Genomic DNA, 13,670 nt, shown 5'->3' with positions numbered 1-13,670 from the left:
AGCAGGGCAGGTTGGCCCAACGCGCGTGCGCCACCCGGCCGCAGCGAGCCGCGCACGAGCCGATGCTCACTCGTCCGGTGCAGCGCGGGTCGCGGAAAAGATGCGCGCCGTGCGATCTGCGGTTGAGATGTGGATCGGCGTTGTCCGGATTGCGCCATTGTGGTTGTTTTCCCACCCCGAGCCCGCGTAAGCAGTAAACGCTTCGCGATGGCGATCCCGGTACCGCCGGTGGCGGTCCCACCAGGCGACTACTCCCCGAGAGGTCCTGCTTCGATGACGCATCCGAGTGGACGTGCTCGCAACCGCGGGCTGATCTCCCTACTCTCGATCACCTGGGCCGGTGCTCTGCTGCTCGCCGCGCCCGCGCACGCCGGCAGTTCCCTTACCCGAACGGAGCAGGCGATGAGCTCTGCACAAAACGATCACGCGATGGGCTCGCAGATCCGCAAGCACGAAGGCGGCGGTGAGCAGGCCGCGCCGGAACGCGCGCTGCCGCTGGCCGCGGTCGAGGGCATCGACGTCAGCGGCCACCAGGGCAACGTGGACTGGCCGGCGTACTGGGGCCAGGGCAAGCGGTTCGCGTTCGTCAAGGCGACCGAGGGCACGACCTACCGCAGCCCCTACTTCGCCCAGCAGTACAACGGTTCCTACGACGTCGGCATGATCCGCGGCGCCTACCACTTCGCGCTGCCGGACGTCTCCAGCGGCGCGGAGCAGGCGAACTACTTCGTCGACCACGGCGGCGGCTGGTCGCCCGACGGCAAGACCCTGCCCGGCGCGCTGGACATGGAGTACAACCCGTACGGCGACACCTGCTACGGGCACGACCCGGGGTCGATGACGGCCTGGATCAAGGACTTCAGCGACACCTACTTCGCCCGCACCGGGCGGTATCCGGTGATCTACACCAGCACCAGCTGGTGGAACCAGTGCACCGGCGGGGACTTCGGCGCGACGAGTCCACTGTGGATCGCGCGGTACGCGGACTCGCCCGGTGCGCTGCCCGCGGGCTGGGGCTTCCACACCTTCTGGCAGTACAGCTCGTCGCCGATCGACCAGAACTCGTTCAACGGCGCCTACGAGCAGTTGCAGGCGCTGGCCACCGGCTGAGCCCGGCGGCGCCGGGCCGCGGGCTCGGCACCGCGATTCCGCGAACCGGGCCCGCACCGGCACCGCCGGATGCGATGATCCCCGCGATGGGTGAGGACCGCGCGCGCAACCGCAGGGTGGGCTTGGCTCTCACCATCGCGCTGGCCGTGCTCTCGATGACCGGGGTGAGCACGGCGCTGCTGCTGTACGACCCGCGAGCCACCGGCGCGGACGCGCTGCGCACCGGAGGGCTCGCCGCGGGCTCGATCGTCGCGCTCTACGCGCTGTGGCTCAACGACCGCAGGCGCCGGGTGGAGGAACGCAGGCAGGAGCTGGACCAGCGCCGCCAGGAACTCGACCGGGAGCGCTACGAGCTGGAGCGGCAGCGCCAGGACCTGGAGGACCGCCGCACCGACCACGACCGCGACCGCGCCGACGACGAGCGCTTCGCCCGCGCCGTGGAACTCCTCGGGCACGAGACCGACCAGGTGCGGGTCGGCGCCATGCACGCGCTGGCCGGGCTCGCGCGGACGCGCTCGCAGTACACCCAGACCGTGCTGGACGTGCTGTGCTCCTACCTGCGGCGGCCGTTCGACCATCCGAAGTGGATGGACCCGGAGGAACTCGCCGAATTCGCGGACCTGCCGCCGATCCCGCCGGAGATGGAGCGCGAGCGGCACGCGCGCCAGACCGCGCAGCGGCTGATCATCGAGCTGCTGCCGACCCGGGACGAGCCGGACCCGCCGACCTACGACCTGGACCTGACGCGCGCCTGGCTGGAGCGGTTCAACCTGTCCGACCGCGTGGTGGGGCGCATCGCGGCGTACCGCTGCCGGTTCCGGCACACCACGAACTTCAGCCGCGCGGTGTTCCGCGGTCACTTGGCGCTGCGGGATTCGGTGTTCCTGGGGCGGATCCGGGCGACGGAGGCGGTCTTCGAGCACGGCTTGCAATTGCGCGGCATCCGCGCGCTGGAGACGTGCGATTTCGACCGGGCGCGGTTCGAGCACGAAGTGGACTGGAAGCGGATGGATTGCGCGGCCAAGTGGTACGTGCGCGGGGCCGAGTTCGGCGCCGGCCTGGACCTGCGGCACGCGCGGTTGCACGGCGGGATCGCGCTGGGGCCGGACGAACCGGCCGGTGCGGTGCTGCTCGACGACTTCCGGGCGGGCACCGGATCCGACCTGCCGGCGTGGGCGACTCCGGAAACCCATGTGCCGCAACAGGAGAGTTCACGTGCGTAAGTTCGGACTGGCCGCGACCATCGCGTTCGCGGTGCTGGCGGTGTTCGGGGTGAGCCTGGCGCTGCTCGTCTTCGATCCCCGTGTCAACGGCGCGGACGCGCTGCGCACCGGTGGTTTCGCCGGGGGTTCGGTCGTCGCGCTGTACGCGCTGTGGCTCAACGACCGCAGGCGACGGGTGGAAGAGAACCGGCAGCTCCAGGAAGGCCGGCAGGTCCGGCTGGATCAGGAGCGGGTCAGCGACGAGCGGTTCGCCCGCGCCGTGGAATTGCTCGGGCACGAGGCCGACCAAGTGCGGGTGGGTGCGTTGCATTCACTGGCCGGGCTGGCGCGCAGCAATCCCGGACTGACGCAAACGGTTCTGGACGTGCTTTGCTCGTACTTGCGGAGACCGTTCCTGCATCCGCGGTATGACGACGGCGAGTGGCAGCGCGACGAACAGCACGAGGCGGAGCGCAAGCTCCAGGTGCGGCGCACTGCGCAGCGCCTGATCGCGACGCTGCTGCCGCAGGCGACCGACACCGCGGCGCCCGCCTACGACCTCGACCTGACCAACGCCAAGCTGGAGTACCTCGACCTGTCCGGGCGGCGCATCGGCACGTTGACGGCTCGGCACGCGCGGATCTTCCGCGACATCAACCTGAGCCGGTGCGAGATCACCGGTCCGGTGTGGTTCACCCGCGTGGTCTTCGCCGACGACGGCAAGTTCCGCTGCAAGGACACCGTTTTCCACGACCGCGCCCAGTTCTCCGGTGTCGAGTTCGGCGGGCCCGCGGCGTTCGACCGCTCCGAATTCCGCGGGCGAGCCCGCTTCGACCAGGCGAAGCTGCACTCGGGCGTGACCTTCGACGGCGCCAGGTTCGCCGGGCCGCTCGAAAGCGACGGCGCCACGGTCGCCGACGCGGACCTGGATTCGCTGCTCGCGTCGACGACGCGCGCCTGCGCCGAGACCGAGTAGGTCGGGCCCGCGGCTGCGTCGGTGCGGGCCCGGCACCGTTCGCGGGCTGCGGTCACTCGGCGCCGCCGAGGGTGATCGGGGGTGGCTGTCAGCGTCGAACCCTTGAGCACCTCGTCGGCTCGCCACGCAGCGGTCGAACCGCTCGACGAGCGGGGCGGACCGCGAAGTGAACGGACCGCTCGTCCCGACGGATCAGGCGAACGGTCCGTTCACTCGGAGCCGAGCGGTCAGCCGAACAGCGCGGGAAGAGTGCCTTCCCAGGCCTCGCGGAGTTCGGCCAGCGGGACGTCGGCGACGTCCTGGATGTCCAGTGTGGACACACCGGCGTCGGCGACGCCGATCTTCGCGCAGGGCAGGCCGCGGGCCGAGCACATCTCGGTGAACCGCAGCTCCTCGCTGCGCGGCACGGCCACCAGCACGCGGCCCGCGGACTCCGAGAACAGCTGCACGAACGGGTCCGCGTCCTCCGGCAGGACCACGCGGGCACCGCACTCACCGATCAACGCGGTCTCGACCAGCGCCTGCGCCAGGCCGCCGTCGGACAGGTCGTGCGCCGCGGAGATCATGCCGTCGCGGGAACCGGCGAGCAGCACCTCGGCGAGCAGCTTCTCCCGCGCAAGGTCGGGCTGCGGCGGGGTACCGCCGAGGTGGCCGTGCACGACCTTCGCCCACTCCGAGCCGCCGAACTCCTCGCGGGTGTCGCCGAGCAGCAGCAGCGTCTCGCCCTGCTCACCGCCGATTCCGGTGGGGATGCGGCGGGTCACGTCGTCGATCGTGCCGAGCACCCCGACGACCGGCGTGGGCAGGATCGGACGGCTGCCGGTCTGGTTGTAGAAGCTGACGTTGCCGCCGGTGACCGGGATACCGAGTTCCGCGCAGCCGTCCGCGAGCCCGCGCACCGCCTGCTGGAACTGCCACATCACACCCGGGTCCTCGGGCGAGCCGAAGTTCAGGCAGTTCGTCACCGCCATGGGGGTGGCGCCGGTGGTCGCGACGTTGCGGTACGCCTCGGCCAGCGCCAGCTGCGCGCCCGCGTACGGGTCGAGCCGGGCGTAGCGGGCGTTGCAGTCGGTGGCGACCGCGATGCCGCGCCCGGTCTCCTCGTCGACCCGCAGCACTCCGCCGTCCGAAGGCTGCGCCAGCACGGTGTTGCCGCGGACGTAGCGGTCGTACTGGCTGGTGACCCACTCGCGGGAGCACAGGTTCGGCGAGGCGGCCAGCTGCAGCAGCGCCTCCCGCAATTCGTCCGGAGTGGACGGACGCGCGAGGGTGTTCGGGTTGTCCGCGGTGATCAGGTCCTGCTCGGCGGGCCGCTCCACCGGGCGCTCGTAGACCGGGCCCTGGTGCGCGACGGTGCGCGGCGGCACGTCCACCACCAGCTCGTCGTGCCAGTAGATCGCCAGGTTCTCGCCGTCGGTGACCTCGCCGATCACCGTGGCGGTCACGTCCCACTTGGCGCACACGTCCATGAACGCGTCCACGCTGGACGGTTCGACGACTGCGCACATGCGTTCCTGGGACTCGCTGGAAAGGACCTCCGCCGGGGTCATGCCCTCCGCGCGCAGCGGCACCCGGTCCAGGTCGACGCGCATCCCGCCGTCCCCGGCCGAGGCCAGTTCCGAAGTGGCGCAGGACAATCCGGCGCCGCCGAGGTCCTGGATGCCCACGACCAGCCCGGAGTGGTACAGCTCCAGGCAGCACTCGATCAGCACCTTCTCGGTGAACGGGTCGCCGACCTGCACGCTGGGCAGCTTCTTGCGCCCGGAGCCGGAATCCGCCGAGTCGCCCTCGAAGGTCTCCGAAGCCAGCACGGACACGCCGCCGATGCCGTCCAGCCCGGTGCTCGCGCCGAACAGGATGATCTTGTTGCCGGTGCCGCTGGCGTGCGCCAGGTGCAGGTCCTGGGTCTTCATCACGCCCACGCACATGGCGTTGACCAGCGGATTTCCCGCGTAGGACGAGTCGAACGAGACCTCCCCGCCGATGTTCGGCAGGCCCAGGCAGTTGCCGTAGCCGCCGACCCCGGCGACCACGCCCGGCAGCACCCGGCGGGTGTCGTCCGCATCGGCGGGGCCGAACCGCAGCGGATCGGCCACCGCGACCGGGCGCGCGCCCATCGCCATGATGTCGCGCACGATGCCGCCGACGCCGGTCGCGGCACCCTGGTACGGCTCCACGTAGGACGGGTGGTTGTGCGACTCGAGCTTGAACGTGACCGCCCAGCCGTCGCCGATGTCCACCACGCCTGCGTTCTCGCCGATGCCCGCCAGCATCTTCGAGCGCATCTCGTCGGTCGTGGTCTCGCCGAAGTACTTCAGGTGCACCTTGGAGGACTTGTAGGAGCAGTGCTCGCTCCACATCACCGAGTACATCGCCAGTTCGGCCTCGGTGGGGCGGCGGCCCAGGATCTCGCGGATCCGCTCGTACTCGTCGTCCTTGAGTCCCAGCTCGCGGTGCGGCTGCGGTGTGTTCGGAGTGGACTCCGCGGCGAGCACGGTGTCCAGCGCGGCGGCCTTCGCGGCGGGGACCTCCGCAACGGGGACCTCCGCAGCGGGGGCGTCCTCGGCGGAGAACCGCTCACCGGTGCCGGTCTCGGTCGTCGGGCCGCCTGCCACGGCGTGGGTGCCCGAACCGCTAGCGGTCACGTCTTCGGGATCGTTCGTCACGCTGCCACCAGTGCGTCGAGAGCGGACAGGAACATGCCGAGCCCGTCGTCGGTAGGCCCGGTCAGCGGGTCGATGGCGTGCTCGGGGTGCGGCATCAGGCCGGCCACCCGGCCGCGCGCGTCGGTGATCCCGGCGATCTCGCGCAGCGAACCGTTCGGGTTGTCCTCGACGTAGCGCAGCAGCACGCGGCCTTCGCCTTCGAGCTCGTCGAGCACGGACTCGTCGGCCATGTAGGCGCCCTCACCGGACTTCAGCGGCACCAGCAGCTCTGCGCCCGCGTCGTAGCGGGTGGTCCAGGCCGAGGTGTTGTTCTCCACCTTGAGCCACTGGTCGCGGCACACGAAGTGCAGCGCGCAGTTGCGGGTCAGCGCGCCCGGCAGCAGGCCGGCCTCGCAGAGGATCTGGAAGCCGTTGCAGATGCCCAGCACCGGCATCCCCTGCCCGGCGGCGCGCACCACCTCGCCCATCACGGGGGCGAACTTCGCGATCGCGCCGCAGCGCAGGTAGTCGCCGTAGGAGAACCCGCCGGGCACGATCACCGCGTCCACGCCGCGCAGGTCGGCATCGGCGTGCCAGAGCGCGACCGCCTCGGCACCCGCGCGGCGCACGGCGCGCTGCGCGTCCACGTCGTCGAGGGTGCCGGGGAAGGTGATGACACCGATCTTCGCGCTCATGACTCCACCCGCCGAACCGTCCAGTCCTCGATCACCGGGTTCGCCAGGAACGTCTCGGCGATCTTGGCGAGGGTGGCGTCGTCGACGTCGTCGGCGACCTGAAGCTCGAACCGCTTCCCCTGGCGGACTTCCGAAACGCCCTCGAAACCGAGCCGGGGCAGCGCATTGGCCACCGCCTGACCCTGCGGGTCGAGGATCTCCTGCTTGGGCATGACGTCGACGACGACTCGGGCCACGGGCGATGCTCCCCCGGTTCGTGCAGATCCACCTGCTCGGTGCCGAGCCCCGGTGGATGTCCAGCAGTACTTCCAAAGGGTAACTGAGCTGCGAGTTCACCCGTCCGGACAGGGGCGGCGAGTGCGCTGTGGAACACACCGGTCGCGGCGGAGCGGCTCACCGGCGTCGCGGCGATACCGGTTTCGCGGGCCCGAGAGGGTTCCGCGGCGGGGCCTGTGCCACTCTGCCGGTACCTGTCGCCGCCGTGATCGAGGACCGACCAGCGCGCATGAGCAACACTGCCTTCGAGCCCACTCCGGCTGCTGAACCGTCGGCGAAGACCACGGCATCCCTGCGCCTCGCGCGGACCGTCACCGAGATCTTCGCGCCATGGGTGCTGATCACGCTGTTGCCGATCGGAGTGGCGTGGCAGGCCACCGGCTACCGCTGGTGGCCAGCGCTGGGATGGGGAGTGCTGGTGGCGGCCACCAGCGCGTTGATCCCGCAGGCGGTGATGACGGTCGGTGCCGCGCGGGGACGGTGGGACGGGCACCACGTGCGCGACCGCGCCGGGCGGCTGATCCCGTTCATCGCATTGATCGGCTCGGGCGCGATCGGACTGGTGCTGCTGGTGACCGGTGGGGCACCGCGGGCGATGACCGCGCTGGACGCCGGAATGCTCGCGCTGGTGATCGTCGCCGGGGCGATCACCACCAAGTGGAAGATCTCGATGCACGCCGCGGCCGGGGGCGGCGCCACGGTCGTGCTGGCGCTGTTCTACGGGCCTGCGTGGTGGCTGCTGGGCCTGGTCACGGCCGGGATCGGCTGGTCGCGGGTACGACTGGGGGACCACACGACAGCCCAGGTCGTCGCGGGCGCGCTGGCGGGAGCGTTGATCATCGGCGGTGGTTTCGCGGTCCTGGCCTGAGCGGTCCGGCCCGCTCGCGGGGTCGCTGCGCCCGCGGTCCGCGGTGGCCGGTCGTCCGGTCCGGAAGATCTTGTATTCACCGTGCGGGCTGTGCGCATACTCTCGCAGCGTGCGAGGACTGCTGTGCTGGCTGGGAACGTTGGGCGGTACCGAAGTGCCGGGTGGGCGCGCGGAGCTGCGCCGGATCCAGCAGCTCGAACGGGAATGCCGGCGGCTGCTGCGGCGGCTCGATCTGCCGGTACCGCTGGACATCGGCCAGCTGTGCACCGCGCTCGGCGAAGATCGCGGCCGCCGCATCGAGCTGATGCCGTTCGGCGCTCGCCCCGGCGGTCCGGTCGCCTCGTGGTGGCGCACCGACGAGATGGACGTGATCCTCTACCCGGACAACACCGGTCCGCTGCACACCTTCCAATGCATCGCGCACGAGCTCGGCCACTTGATCGCCGGGCACTCGACGACCACGAGCGACGTCAAACCGTCCGAGCTGCTGCAAGGGCTGTTCCCCACGGTCTCGCCCGAGCTGATCGACCGGATGTTCGGCCGGCACCGGCACCAGTACCAGGACGACTTCGCCGAGTACGAGGCCGAACGGGTCGCGACGACGATCCGCTGGTGGGCCGACGTGACCGGTGATCAACCGGTTGCCCGGCTGGCCGGGCAGCACGACGCCATCGCGCGGCTGGCCTCGTCCTTCACCGAACGACGAGGCTGGGCGTAATGGCGCTGATCACCCTGCTGTATCCGGTCGTCGGCGTGTTCCTGCTGTGCACGGCCGCGTTCAAGGCGCGCGACGTCGCCCGCGATCCGGACAACCGGGCGGTTCGGGCGGTCGTGCACACCGCGCTGGCCCTGGGGCTGGTGCTCATCATGATCGCCTCGACGCCGGCGCTGCGGACGATCCCCGGCGCGGAAGCCGCCGCGAGCACGGTCTGGCACATCGGAGTGCTCTGGGCGGCGACGAGCTTCCAGGTGTTCCTGCTGTTCAGCACCCGCGACCGGCTCGCGGCCACGCGGGCCGCGCGGGTGCGCCGGGGGCTGTTCGCCGCCGCCGCGGTCGTGCTCGCGCTGGCCTGGCTCGGCGCCGACGAGCGGACGAAGGACTACGGGTTCCGGGTCATCGACAGCTCGCCGAGCGCCGCGGCCTGGCAGATCACGTTCCTGGCCCTGTGCGGCTGGGCAATGATCGACGGAGTGCTCCTGGTGGCGCGCTTCGCAGGGCACGCCCCGGCGCGCGACCTGCGGGTGGGCCTGCGGGTGATGGGCGCCGGATGCCTCGGCGGGCTCGCCTTCTGCACGGCCAAGATCGTGACCGCCGCGATCCAGACCTTCGACCTGGCGCACCGCATCGTTCCGGGTTCCGTCCTGGTGGTGCTGGTGGTCACGACATTCACCTTGCTGTTCGCCGGAGTGCTCTGGGCGGCGGTGGCGCCGCGCGTGCGCGCCGTGCCGCGCTGGTTCCGGCGGCGCCGGGCGCACCGCGACCTGTGGGCGTTGTGGAACGACCTCCGCCGGACGCCGGGCCTGCAGAGCTACGTGTTCGGCACCCGGTCGCGCTCGGCGTCCGGGGACGTCCTGCACAGCCGCCACCTGCACTGGCGGCTGTACCGGCGCGTCATCGAGGTCGAGGACATGGGCTTCCACCTGCGGCCGTGGTATTCCCAGGACGTCGCCGACACCGCGCGGCAGCGCGGGCAGGAGGCGGGCTTGGCGGGCGACGAGCTGGCCGCCCTGGTGCACGCCGCCGTGCTGGAGGCCGCGATGCGCGCCTGCCGCGCCGGGACGCCGGGCGCGGACGCGGCCACCGCTCCGGTCCTCGAGGTCTCCACGCGCGACAGCCTCGACGACGCCGCGGCGTGGCAGCAGTCGATCCAGCGGGCGCGACGCTGCGCGCTGCTGCGCGAGGTGGTTCCCGCCTGACCTGCGGTCGTGAGCCGGTGCCCGGGCCGCGGTCGCTTGGATCGACGGCCGCTGCGAACGGATCAGGGGTCCGGCCATCGGCGACCTCGCGTGCGACGGCTACTCCGACGGATCGTCGCGCTGCTGCTTGGACCGCAGCGCCTTGGCCACGTTGAGGAAGACCTCCAGGTCCTCGGCGGCGACCTCGTGCCCGTGCCGGAACGCCATTTCCTCCACGTTGGCGCGGCCCAGCAGTGCCAACGCCTGGACCTCCCGCACGTGCTGGCGGGCGTCGGCGCCGGTCGCGTCGAAGAACTCGAGACCGACGCCGAACAAGTCCGCCAGTGCCCGCGCGACCGGCAGCTTCGGCTCGTGGTGGCCGTTGAGCACCGCGCTCAGCGTCGCCCGCGAGACCCCCACCCGCGCCGCAGCTTCCTGGACCTCCCAGCGGCGGTCCTTGTCCGCGCCCGGCGCGGGCACGTTGTCGAACAGCCAGCGCAGCCGCTGGCTGAAGGTCTCGCCGACCTCCGCGTCGAAGCCCTCGGTCGCCACAGTCCCCACATCCCTACCGCCGACACCGACCGCACACCGGGCGGCGTGTCGATTTTCCTTGACGCGCCAGCCGGGAACCGCTTAGGTTTCCCGTACCGCGTCGAGATTACTTGACGCCGCCTGCTGGGGGTAGGTGGCATCGGTGGCACGACGGGGAAACCATCGGACCGGCGGGACGGGAGGTGATCAGCGAGCGGGCCTGGGCGGATCAGTCGTCTTGCAGGTTGTCCGGATCAGCGCCGGGGTCGTCGTCGCGGTGCTCGCGCGGGCCGTCGGGGATGTCGTCGCGGTCGTCGTGGTGCTCGTACTGGTCGTCGTCGCGGTCATCGCGCAACTCGTCGTCCCGGCGGTCGTCGAGCCGATCGTTGCGATCGTCGTCGGCATCCTCGCGGACGTCGTCGGCATCCTCGCGGACGTCGTCCACGGAGTCTCGCGGGCCGTCGTCGAGGTCGCGATGCCCCGGCAGATCGTCCCAGTCGTCGTCCCAAGCCGGCGGCAACGGCTGCGGGGCAGGTGCGGGTGCGGGCGAAGCACCGGCCAGTGCGACGCCGGTGCCGCCCACGCCGAGCGCGCCGATTACCGCGGCGGTCGCGAGCAGCTTCTTCCCGGGCCGAGTGATGCGCATGGTTCTCCTCCGTCGTGAACCCGCCGACGCCCGGCTCGCAGCTGCGCTGCTCCGGAACTCGCGGCGGTCCTGGCGTCCTGACGAGAACCAGCTTCGGACCCGCTGATGAGGTTCGGCTGAGACGGACGTGAAGTGCTCTTCACCCGCGACCGGCCCGCGGTCAGCTGGACAGCGGGTCGAGGTTCAGCGCGCGCGGCTCCTGCCGCGGCATCGGCACGCGAGCGCCCGCGAACGAGTCGTACGTGGCGGGCTCGGCGCCGTGGTGCAGCGCCAGGTCGATCGCGTCGAGCACCGCACGGCGCGGTCCCGGCCTGCTCAGGTCCGCGGAGTCCACCGCGAGCCGCACCATCCGGCCGCGCCGGGCCGCCCGGCCGACGCCGAGCACGAGGGCTCGGCACCACCACTGCTCCACTCGCGCACCAGGTCCGAGCGCGTGCACCCGTGCCCGGTGCACCTCGCCGGTGCCCAGCTCGTGCACCGCGAGCGCATCCGCGCACACCGCGAACCCGCGCCTGCGCAGCGCGGTCACCGTGCCCGGCGAGCAGAGCCAGCGCGGCGGCACGAACAGGTCCGTTCGCAGGCCGAAGGCGTCCAGTGCCGCGGTCGCCGCGGACAGCCGCAGACCGGCTTCGTGCGCGGGCAGCGCGGCGAACTCGGCGCCCCGGACCGCCGCCGACGCGCGGCCCGCGCTCGCGACCCTGGGAAGCAGCCCTTGCCCCGAGGGAGCGTGGTCGAAACCGTGCAGCGCGGACACGTCGCCGCGGTGCAGCCGTCCGCGGACCCACCCCACCGCGGGACCGTCCGGCGCGGGCCGCTCCGAACCTTGCGGGCGCGGAGCGACCAGCAGCGTCAACGGCACGTTGCGCCGGTCCAGCTCGGCGGCGAACTCGGCGCAGCGGTCCACGGCCCGGTCCCCGAGCCCGGAAAGCGACACGACCAGCGAGTTGACCACGGCTCCCCATTGGGCGGGTCGTGGATGTCCACCCCCTGACCCCGGCCTGACCCGCAGGTGACCACCGAGCACAAATCCGGCGAACCGGCCCGGCAAGAGCAGGCGAACGGGCCGTTCAACTCCGCGAGGAACGGGCGGTCAGGCCGGTTCGGGCCAGTCGGCCAGGTCGCGGCCGGTGATCCGGTGGTAGGCCTCGACGTAGCGGGAGCGGGTGGCCGCCACGATCTCGTCCGGCAACGGCGGCGGTGGCGCATCGGACGCCCGATCCCAGCCCGACGCCGGCGAGGTGAGCCAATCCCGCACGAACTGCTTGTCGAACGAGGGCTGCACCCGGCCCGCTGCGTACTCCTCGGCGGGCCAGAACCGGGACGAGTCCGGCGTGAGGACCTCGTCGGCCAGCACCGGCGCGCCACCGGCGAGGCCGAACTCGAACTTGGTGTCGGCCAGCACCACGCCCCGGCCTCGCGCGTGCTCGGCGGCCCGGCGGTATACCCGCAGCGTCAGGTCCCGCAGCTGCTCGGCGCGGTCGCGGCCGACCTCGGCGGCGACGGCGTCGAAGCTGACGTTCTCGTCGTGCGCGCCGAGTTCCGCCTTGGTGGCCGGGGTGAAGATCGGTTCCGGCAGCGCCGAGGACTCCACCAGCCCGTCCGGCAGCGGGATCCCGCAGACCGCGCCGGTGCTGCGGTAATCGGCCAGACCGGAGCCGGTGAGGTAGCCGCGCGCCACGCACTCCACCGGCAGCATCTCCAGCCTGCGCACCAGCAGCGCGCGGCCGCGCACCTCAGCCGGGATGCGCGGATCGTCGGCGGCGACGAGGTGGTTCGGCACCAGGTCGGCCAGCAGCTCGAACCAGAACACGCTCATCGCGGTCAGCACCCGGCCCTTGTCCGGGATCGGCGTGTCCAGCACGTGGTCGTAAGCCGAGATCCGGTCCGAAGCCACCATCAGCAGGTGCTCGTCGTCCACGGCGTGCAGCTGGCGAACCTTGCCCGCGGCGATCCGCGGGTAATCGGAGAGTGCGACCACGCCGGAATTCTCCCCCACCGCCCGCGCGCGGCCGCGCGCGGGCGAGGCGGTCAGCGCGAACGCGGCACCATGTGGGCACGGCGATGCGAGGAGGACTCGGTGAGCTTTACCGACTGGCTGCGCGCCCGCAGCGAACCGGACTGGACCGCGGTGATCACGCACCCGTTCACCGACGCGCTGTTCGACGGTTCGCTGCCGGACCCGGCGATGCGGTCATACCTGGTGCAGGACTACCAGTTCGTGGACGACTTCCTGGCGCTGCTCGGCGCGGCGCTGGCCAAGGCCGACCGGTACACCTCGCGGCTGGCGATCGCGGGCAGCATCGGGGTCGTCACCAGCGAGGAGAACACCTACTTCGAGCGGTCCTTCGACGCGCTGGGGGTGTCCGCGGCGGACCGCGAGCAGCCGGTGCTGGACGAGGCGACCAAGGAGTTCCGCGCGCTCATGACCGACACCAACGCGCGCGGCGACTACGCCGAGGTGCTGACCGTGCTGGCGGTCGCGGAGTGGAGCTACCTGGCGTGGGCGCAGCGGGCGCCGGAGGCCGAACCCGCGGGCGGCACCGGTCCGGCGGGGAACTTCGTGCACGCCGAATGGGTCTCGCTGCACAACAACGACGGCTTCGCCGAGTGGGTCCGCTGGCTGCGCGCCGAACTCGACCGCGTCGGAGCCGAGCTGGACGAGCGCGATCAGGCGCGCTGCCTGCGGCTGTTCCAGCGCGCCACCCGGTGCGAACGGGACTTCTTCGACGCGCACTGGCCCGGCGGGGCATCGACCGGAACGAGCTGAGCGGCACCTGGCGAAGCCGTTGCACCCGGGCCCGACACGCCCGCACGACGTCCCCTCG

14 protein-coding genes are annotated in these 13,670 nt (G+C 71.8%); 7 read left to right on the top strand and 7 right to left on the bottom strand.

The window, feature by feature from the left end; all coding sequences use genetic code 11:
* The first annotated feature begins 402 nt into the window (after window positions 1–402).
* The 3 genes from INP57_RS04565 (at window position 403) to INP57_RS04555 (ending at window position 3,288) form a co-directional block, all read left to right on the top strand.
* A complete protein-coding gene (locus INP57_RS04565; protein WP_200068798.1) occupies window positions 403–1,110 on the top strand; it encodes a lysozyme in 708 nt (235 codons plus the stop codon).
* 86 nt (window positions 1,111–1,196) lie between these two features.
* Window positions 1,197–2,333: a pentapeptide repeat-containing protein gene (locus tag INP57_RS04560; protein ID WP_200068797.1), complete on the top strand. Its 1,137-nt coding sequence runs from the start codon at window positions 1,197–1,199 to the stop codon at window positions 2,331–2,333.
* Window positions 2,326–3,288 (top strand): pentapeptide repeat-containing protein, encoded by a 963-nt coding sequence (locus INP57_RS04555; protein WP_374220913.1) that lies wholly within the window; start codon window positions 2,326–2,328, stop codon window positions 3,286–3,288. Before INP57_RS04560 ends, INP57_RS04555 begins: the two co-directional genes overlap by 8 nt.
* Window positions 3,289–3,515: 227 nt before the next feature.
* Here INP57_RS04555 and purL read toward each other — a convergent pair whose 3' ends face one another.
* The 3 genes from purL to purS form a co-directional block, all read right to left on the bottom strand.
* On the bottom strand, window positions 3,516–5,792 hold the full coding sequence (gene purL / locus INP57_RS04550; RefSeq protein WP_200069338.1) for a phosphoribosylformylglycinamidine synthase subunit PurL: 2,277 nt from the start codon (window positions 5,790–5,792) through the stop codon (window positions 3,516–3,518).
* 158 nt (window positions 5,793–5,950) lie between these two features.
* Entirely contained in the window at window positions 5,951–6,628 is a 678-nt protein-coding gene (gene purQ / locus INP57_RS04545) for a phosphoribosylformylglycinamidine synthase subunit PurQ (protein ID WP_200068795.1), read from the bottom strand.
* Window positions 6,625–6,864, bottom strand: a complete 240-nt coding sequence (gene purS, locus INP57_RS04540; protein ID WP_200068794.1) for a phosphoribosylformylglycinamidine synthase subunit PurS — start codon at window positions 6,862–6,864, stop codon at window positions 6,625–6,627. The genes purQ and purS overlap by 4 nt, the downstream gene beginning before the upstream one ends.
* 269 nt (window positions 6,865–7,133) lie before the next feature.
* Here purS and INP57_RS04535 point away from each other — a divergent pair, with 269 nt between their 5' ends.
* From INP57_RS04535 to INP57_RS04525, 3 genes are all read left to right on the top strand, one after another.
* Window positions 7,134–7,772 carry a phosphatase PAP2 family protein gene (locus INP57_RS04535; RefSeq protein WP_200068793.1) on the top strand — a complete coding sequence of 213 codons (639 nt, stop codon included), beginning with the start codon at window positions 7,134–7,136 and terminating at the stop codon, window positions 7,770–7,772.
* A gap of 109 nt (window positions 7,773–7,881) precedes the next feature.
* Window positions 7,882–8,490 carry a hypothetical protein gene (locus tag INP57_RS04530; RefSeq protein ID WP_200068792.1) on the top strand — a complete coding sequence of 203 codons (609 nt, stop codon included), beginning with the start codon at window positions 7,882–7,884 and terminating at the stop codon, window positions 8,488–8,490.
* Window positions 8,490–9,689 carry an MAB_1171c family putative transporter gene (locus tag INP57_RS04525; RefSeq protein ID WP_200068791.1) on the top strand — a complete coding sequence of 400 codons (1,200 nt, stop codon included), beginning with the start codon at window positions 8,490–8,492 and terminating at the stop codon, window positions 9,687–9,689. The genes INP57_RS04530 and INP57_RS04525 overlap by 1 nt, the downstream gene beginning before the upstream one ends.
* Window positions 9,690–9,788: 99 nt before the next feature.
* On the opposite strand, the gene INP57_RS29340 is transcribed toward INP57_RS04525, so the two are convergent.
* The 4 genes from INP57_RS29340 to INP57_RS04505 form a co-directional block, all read right to left on the bottom strand.
* Window positions 9,789–10,220, bottom strand: coding sequence for a helix-turn-helix transcriptional regulator (locus tag INP57_RS29340; RefSeq protein WP_200068790.1), 432 nt, complete (start codon window positions 10,218–10,220; stop codon window positions 9,789–9,791).
* 208 nt (window positions 10,221–10,428) lie between these two features.
* Entirely contained in the window at window positions 10,429–10,845 is a 417-nt protein-coding gene (locus tag INP57_RS04515) for a hypothetical protein (RefSeq protein ID WP_200068789.1), read from the bottom strand.
* A 160-nt stretch (window positions 10,846–11,005) separates the two neighbouring features.
* Window positions 11,006–11,797: a DUF2334 domain-containing protein gene (locus tag INP57_RS04510; protein ID WP_200068788.1), complete on the bottom strand. Its 792-nt coding sequence runs from the start codon at window positions 11,795–11,797 to the stop codon at window positions 11,006–11,008.
* A gap of 138 nt (window positions 11,798–11,935) precedes the next feature.
* Entirely contained in the window at window positions 11,936–12,823 is an 888-nt protein-coding gene (locus INP57_RS04505) for a phosphoribosylaminoimidazolesuccinocarboxamide synthase (protein ID WP_200068787.1), read from the bottom strand.
* 99 nt (window positions 12,824–12,922) lie between these two features.
* Between INP57_RS04505 and INP57_RS04500 the strand changes: the two genes are divergently transcribed.
* Entirely contained in the window at window positions 12,923–13,612 is a 690-nt protein-coding gene (locus INP57_RS04500; protein WP_295149370.1) for a TenA family protein, read from the top strand.
* The last annotated feature ends 58 nt before the right edge of the window (window positions 13,613–13,670 follow it).

Origin of the sequence: Saccharopolyspora galaxeae, from assembly GCF_016526145.1 — a bacterium.
In the GTDB taxonomy this organism is placed as follows: domain Bacteria; phylum Actinomycetota; class Actinomycetes; order Mycobacteriales; family Pseudonocardiaceae; genus Saccharopolyspora_C; species Saccharopolyspora_C galaxeae.
Note: the sequence above shows the minus strand (reverse complement) of the source record. Positions and strands in the feature narration are given on the sequence as shown.

Excerpts from the sequence above, each read along its gene's own strand:
- INP57_RS04560 (WP_200068797.1), top strand. The coding sequence starts at position 1,197 with ATGGGTGAGGACCGCGCGCGCAACCGCAGGGTGGGCTTGGCTCTCACC.
- purQ (WP_200068795.1), bottom strand. The coding sequence starts at position 6,628 with ATGAGCGCGAAGATCGGTGTCATCACCTTCCCCGGCACCCTCGACGAC.
- INP57_RS04535 (WP_200068793.1), top strand. The coding sequence starts at position 7,134 with ATGAGCAACACTGCCTTCGAGCCCACTCCGGCTGCTGAACCGTCGGCG.
- INP57_RS04525 (WP_200068791.1), top strand. The coding sequence starts at position 8,490 with ATGGCGCTGATCACCCTGCTGTATCCGGTCGTCGGCGTGTTCCTGCTG.
- INP57_RS04565 (WP_200068798.1), top strand. The coding sequence starts at position 403 with ATGAGCTCTGCACAAAACGATCACGCGATGGGCTCGCAGATCCGCAAG.
- INP57_RS04515 (WP_200068789.1), bottom strand. The coding sequence starts at position 10,845 with ATGCGCATCACTCGGCCCGGGAAGAAGCTGCTCGCGACCGCCGCGGTA.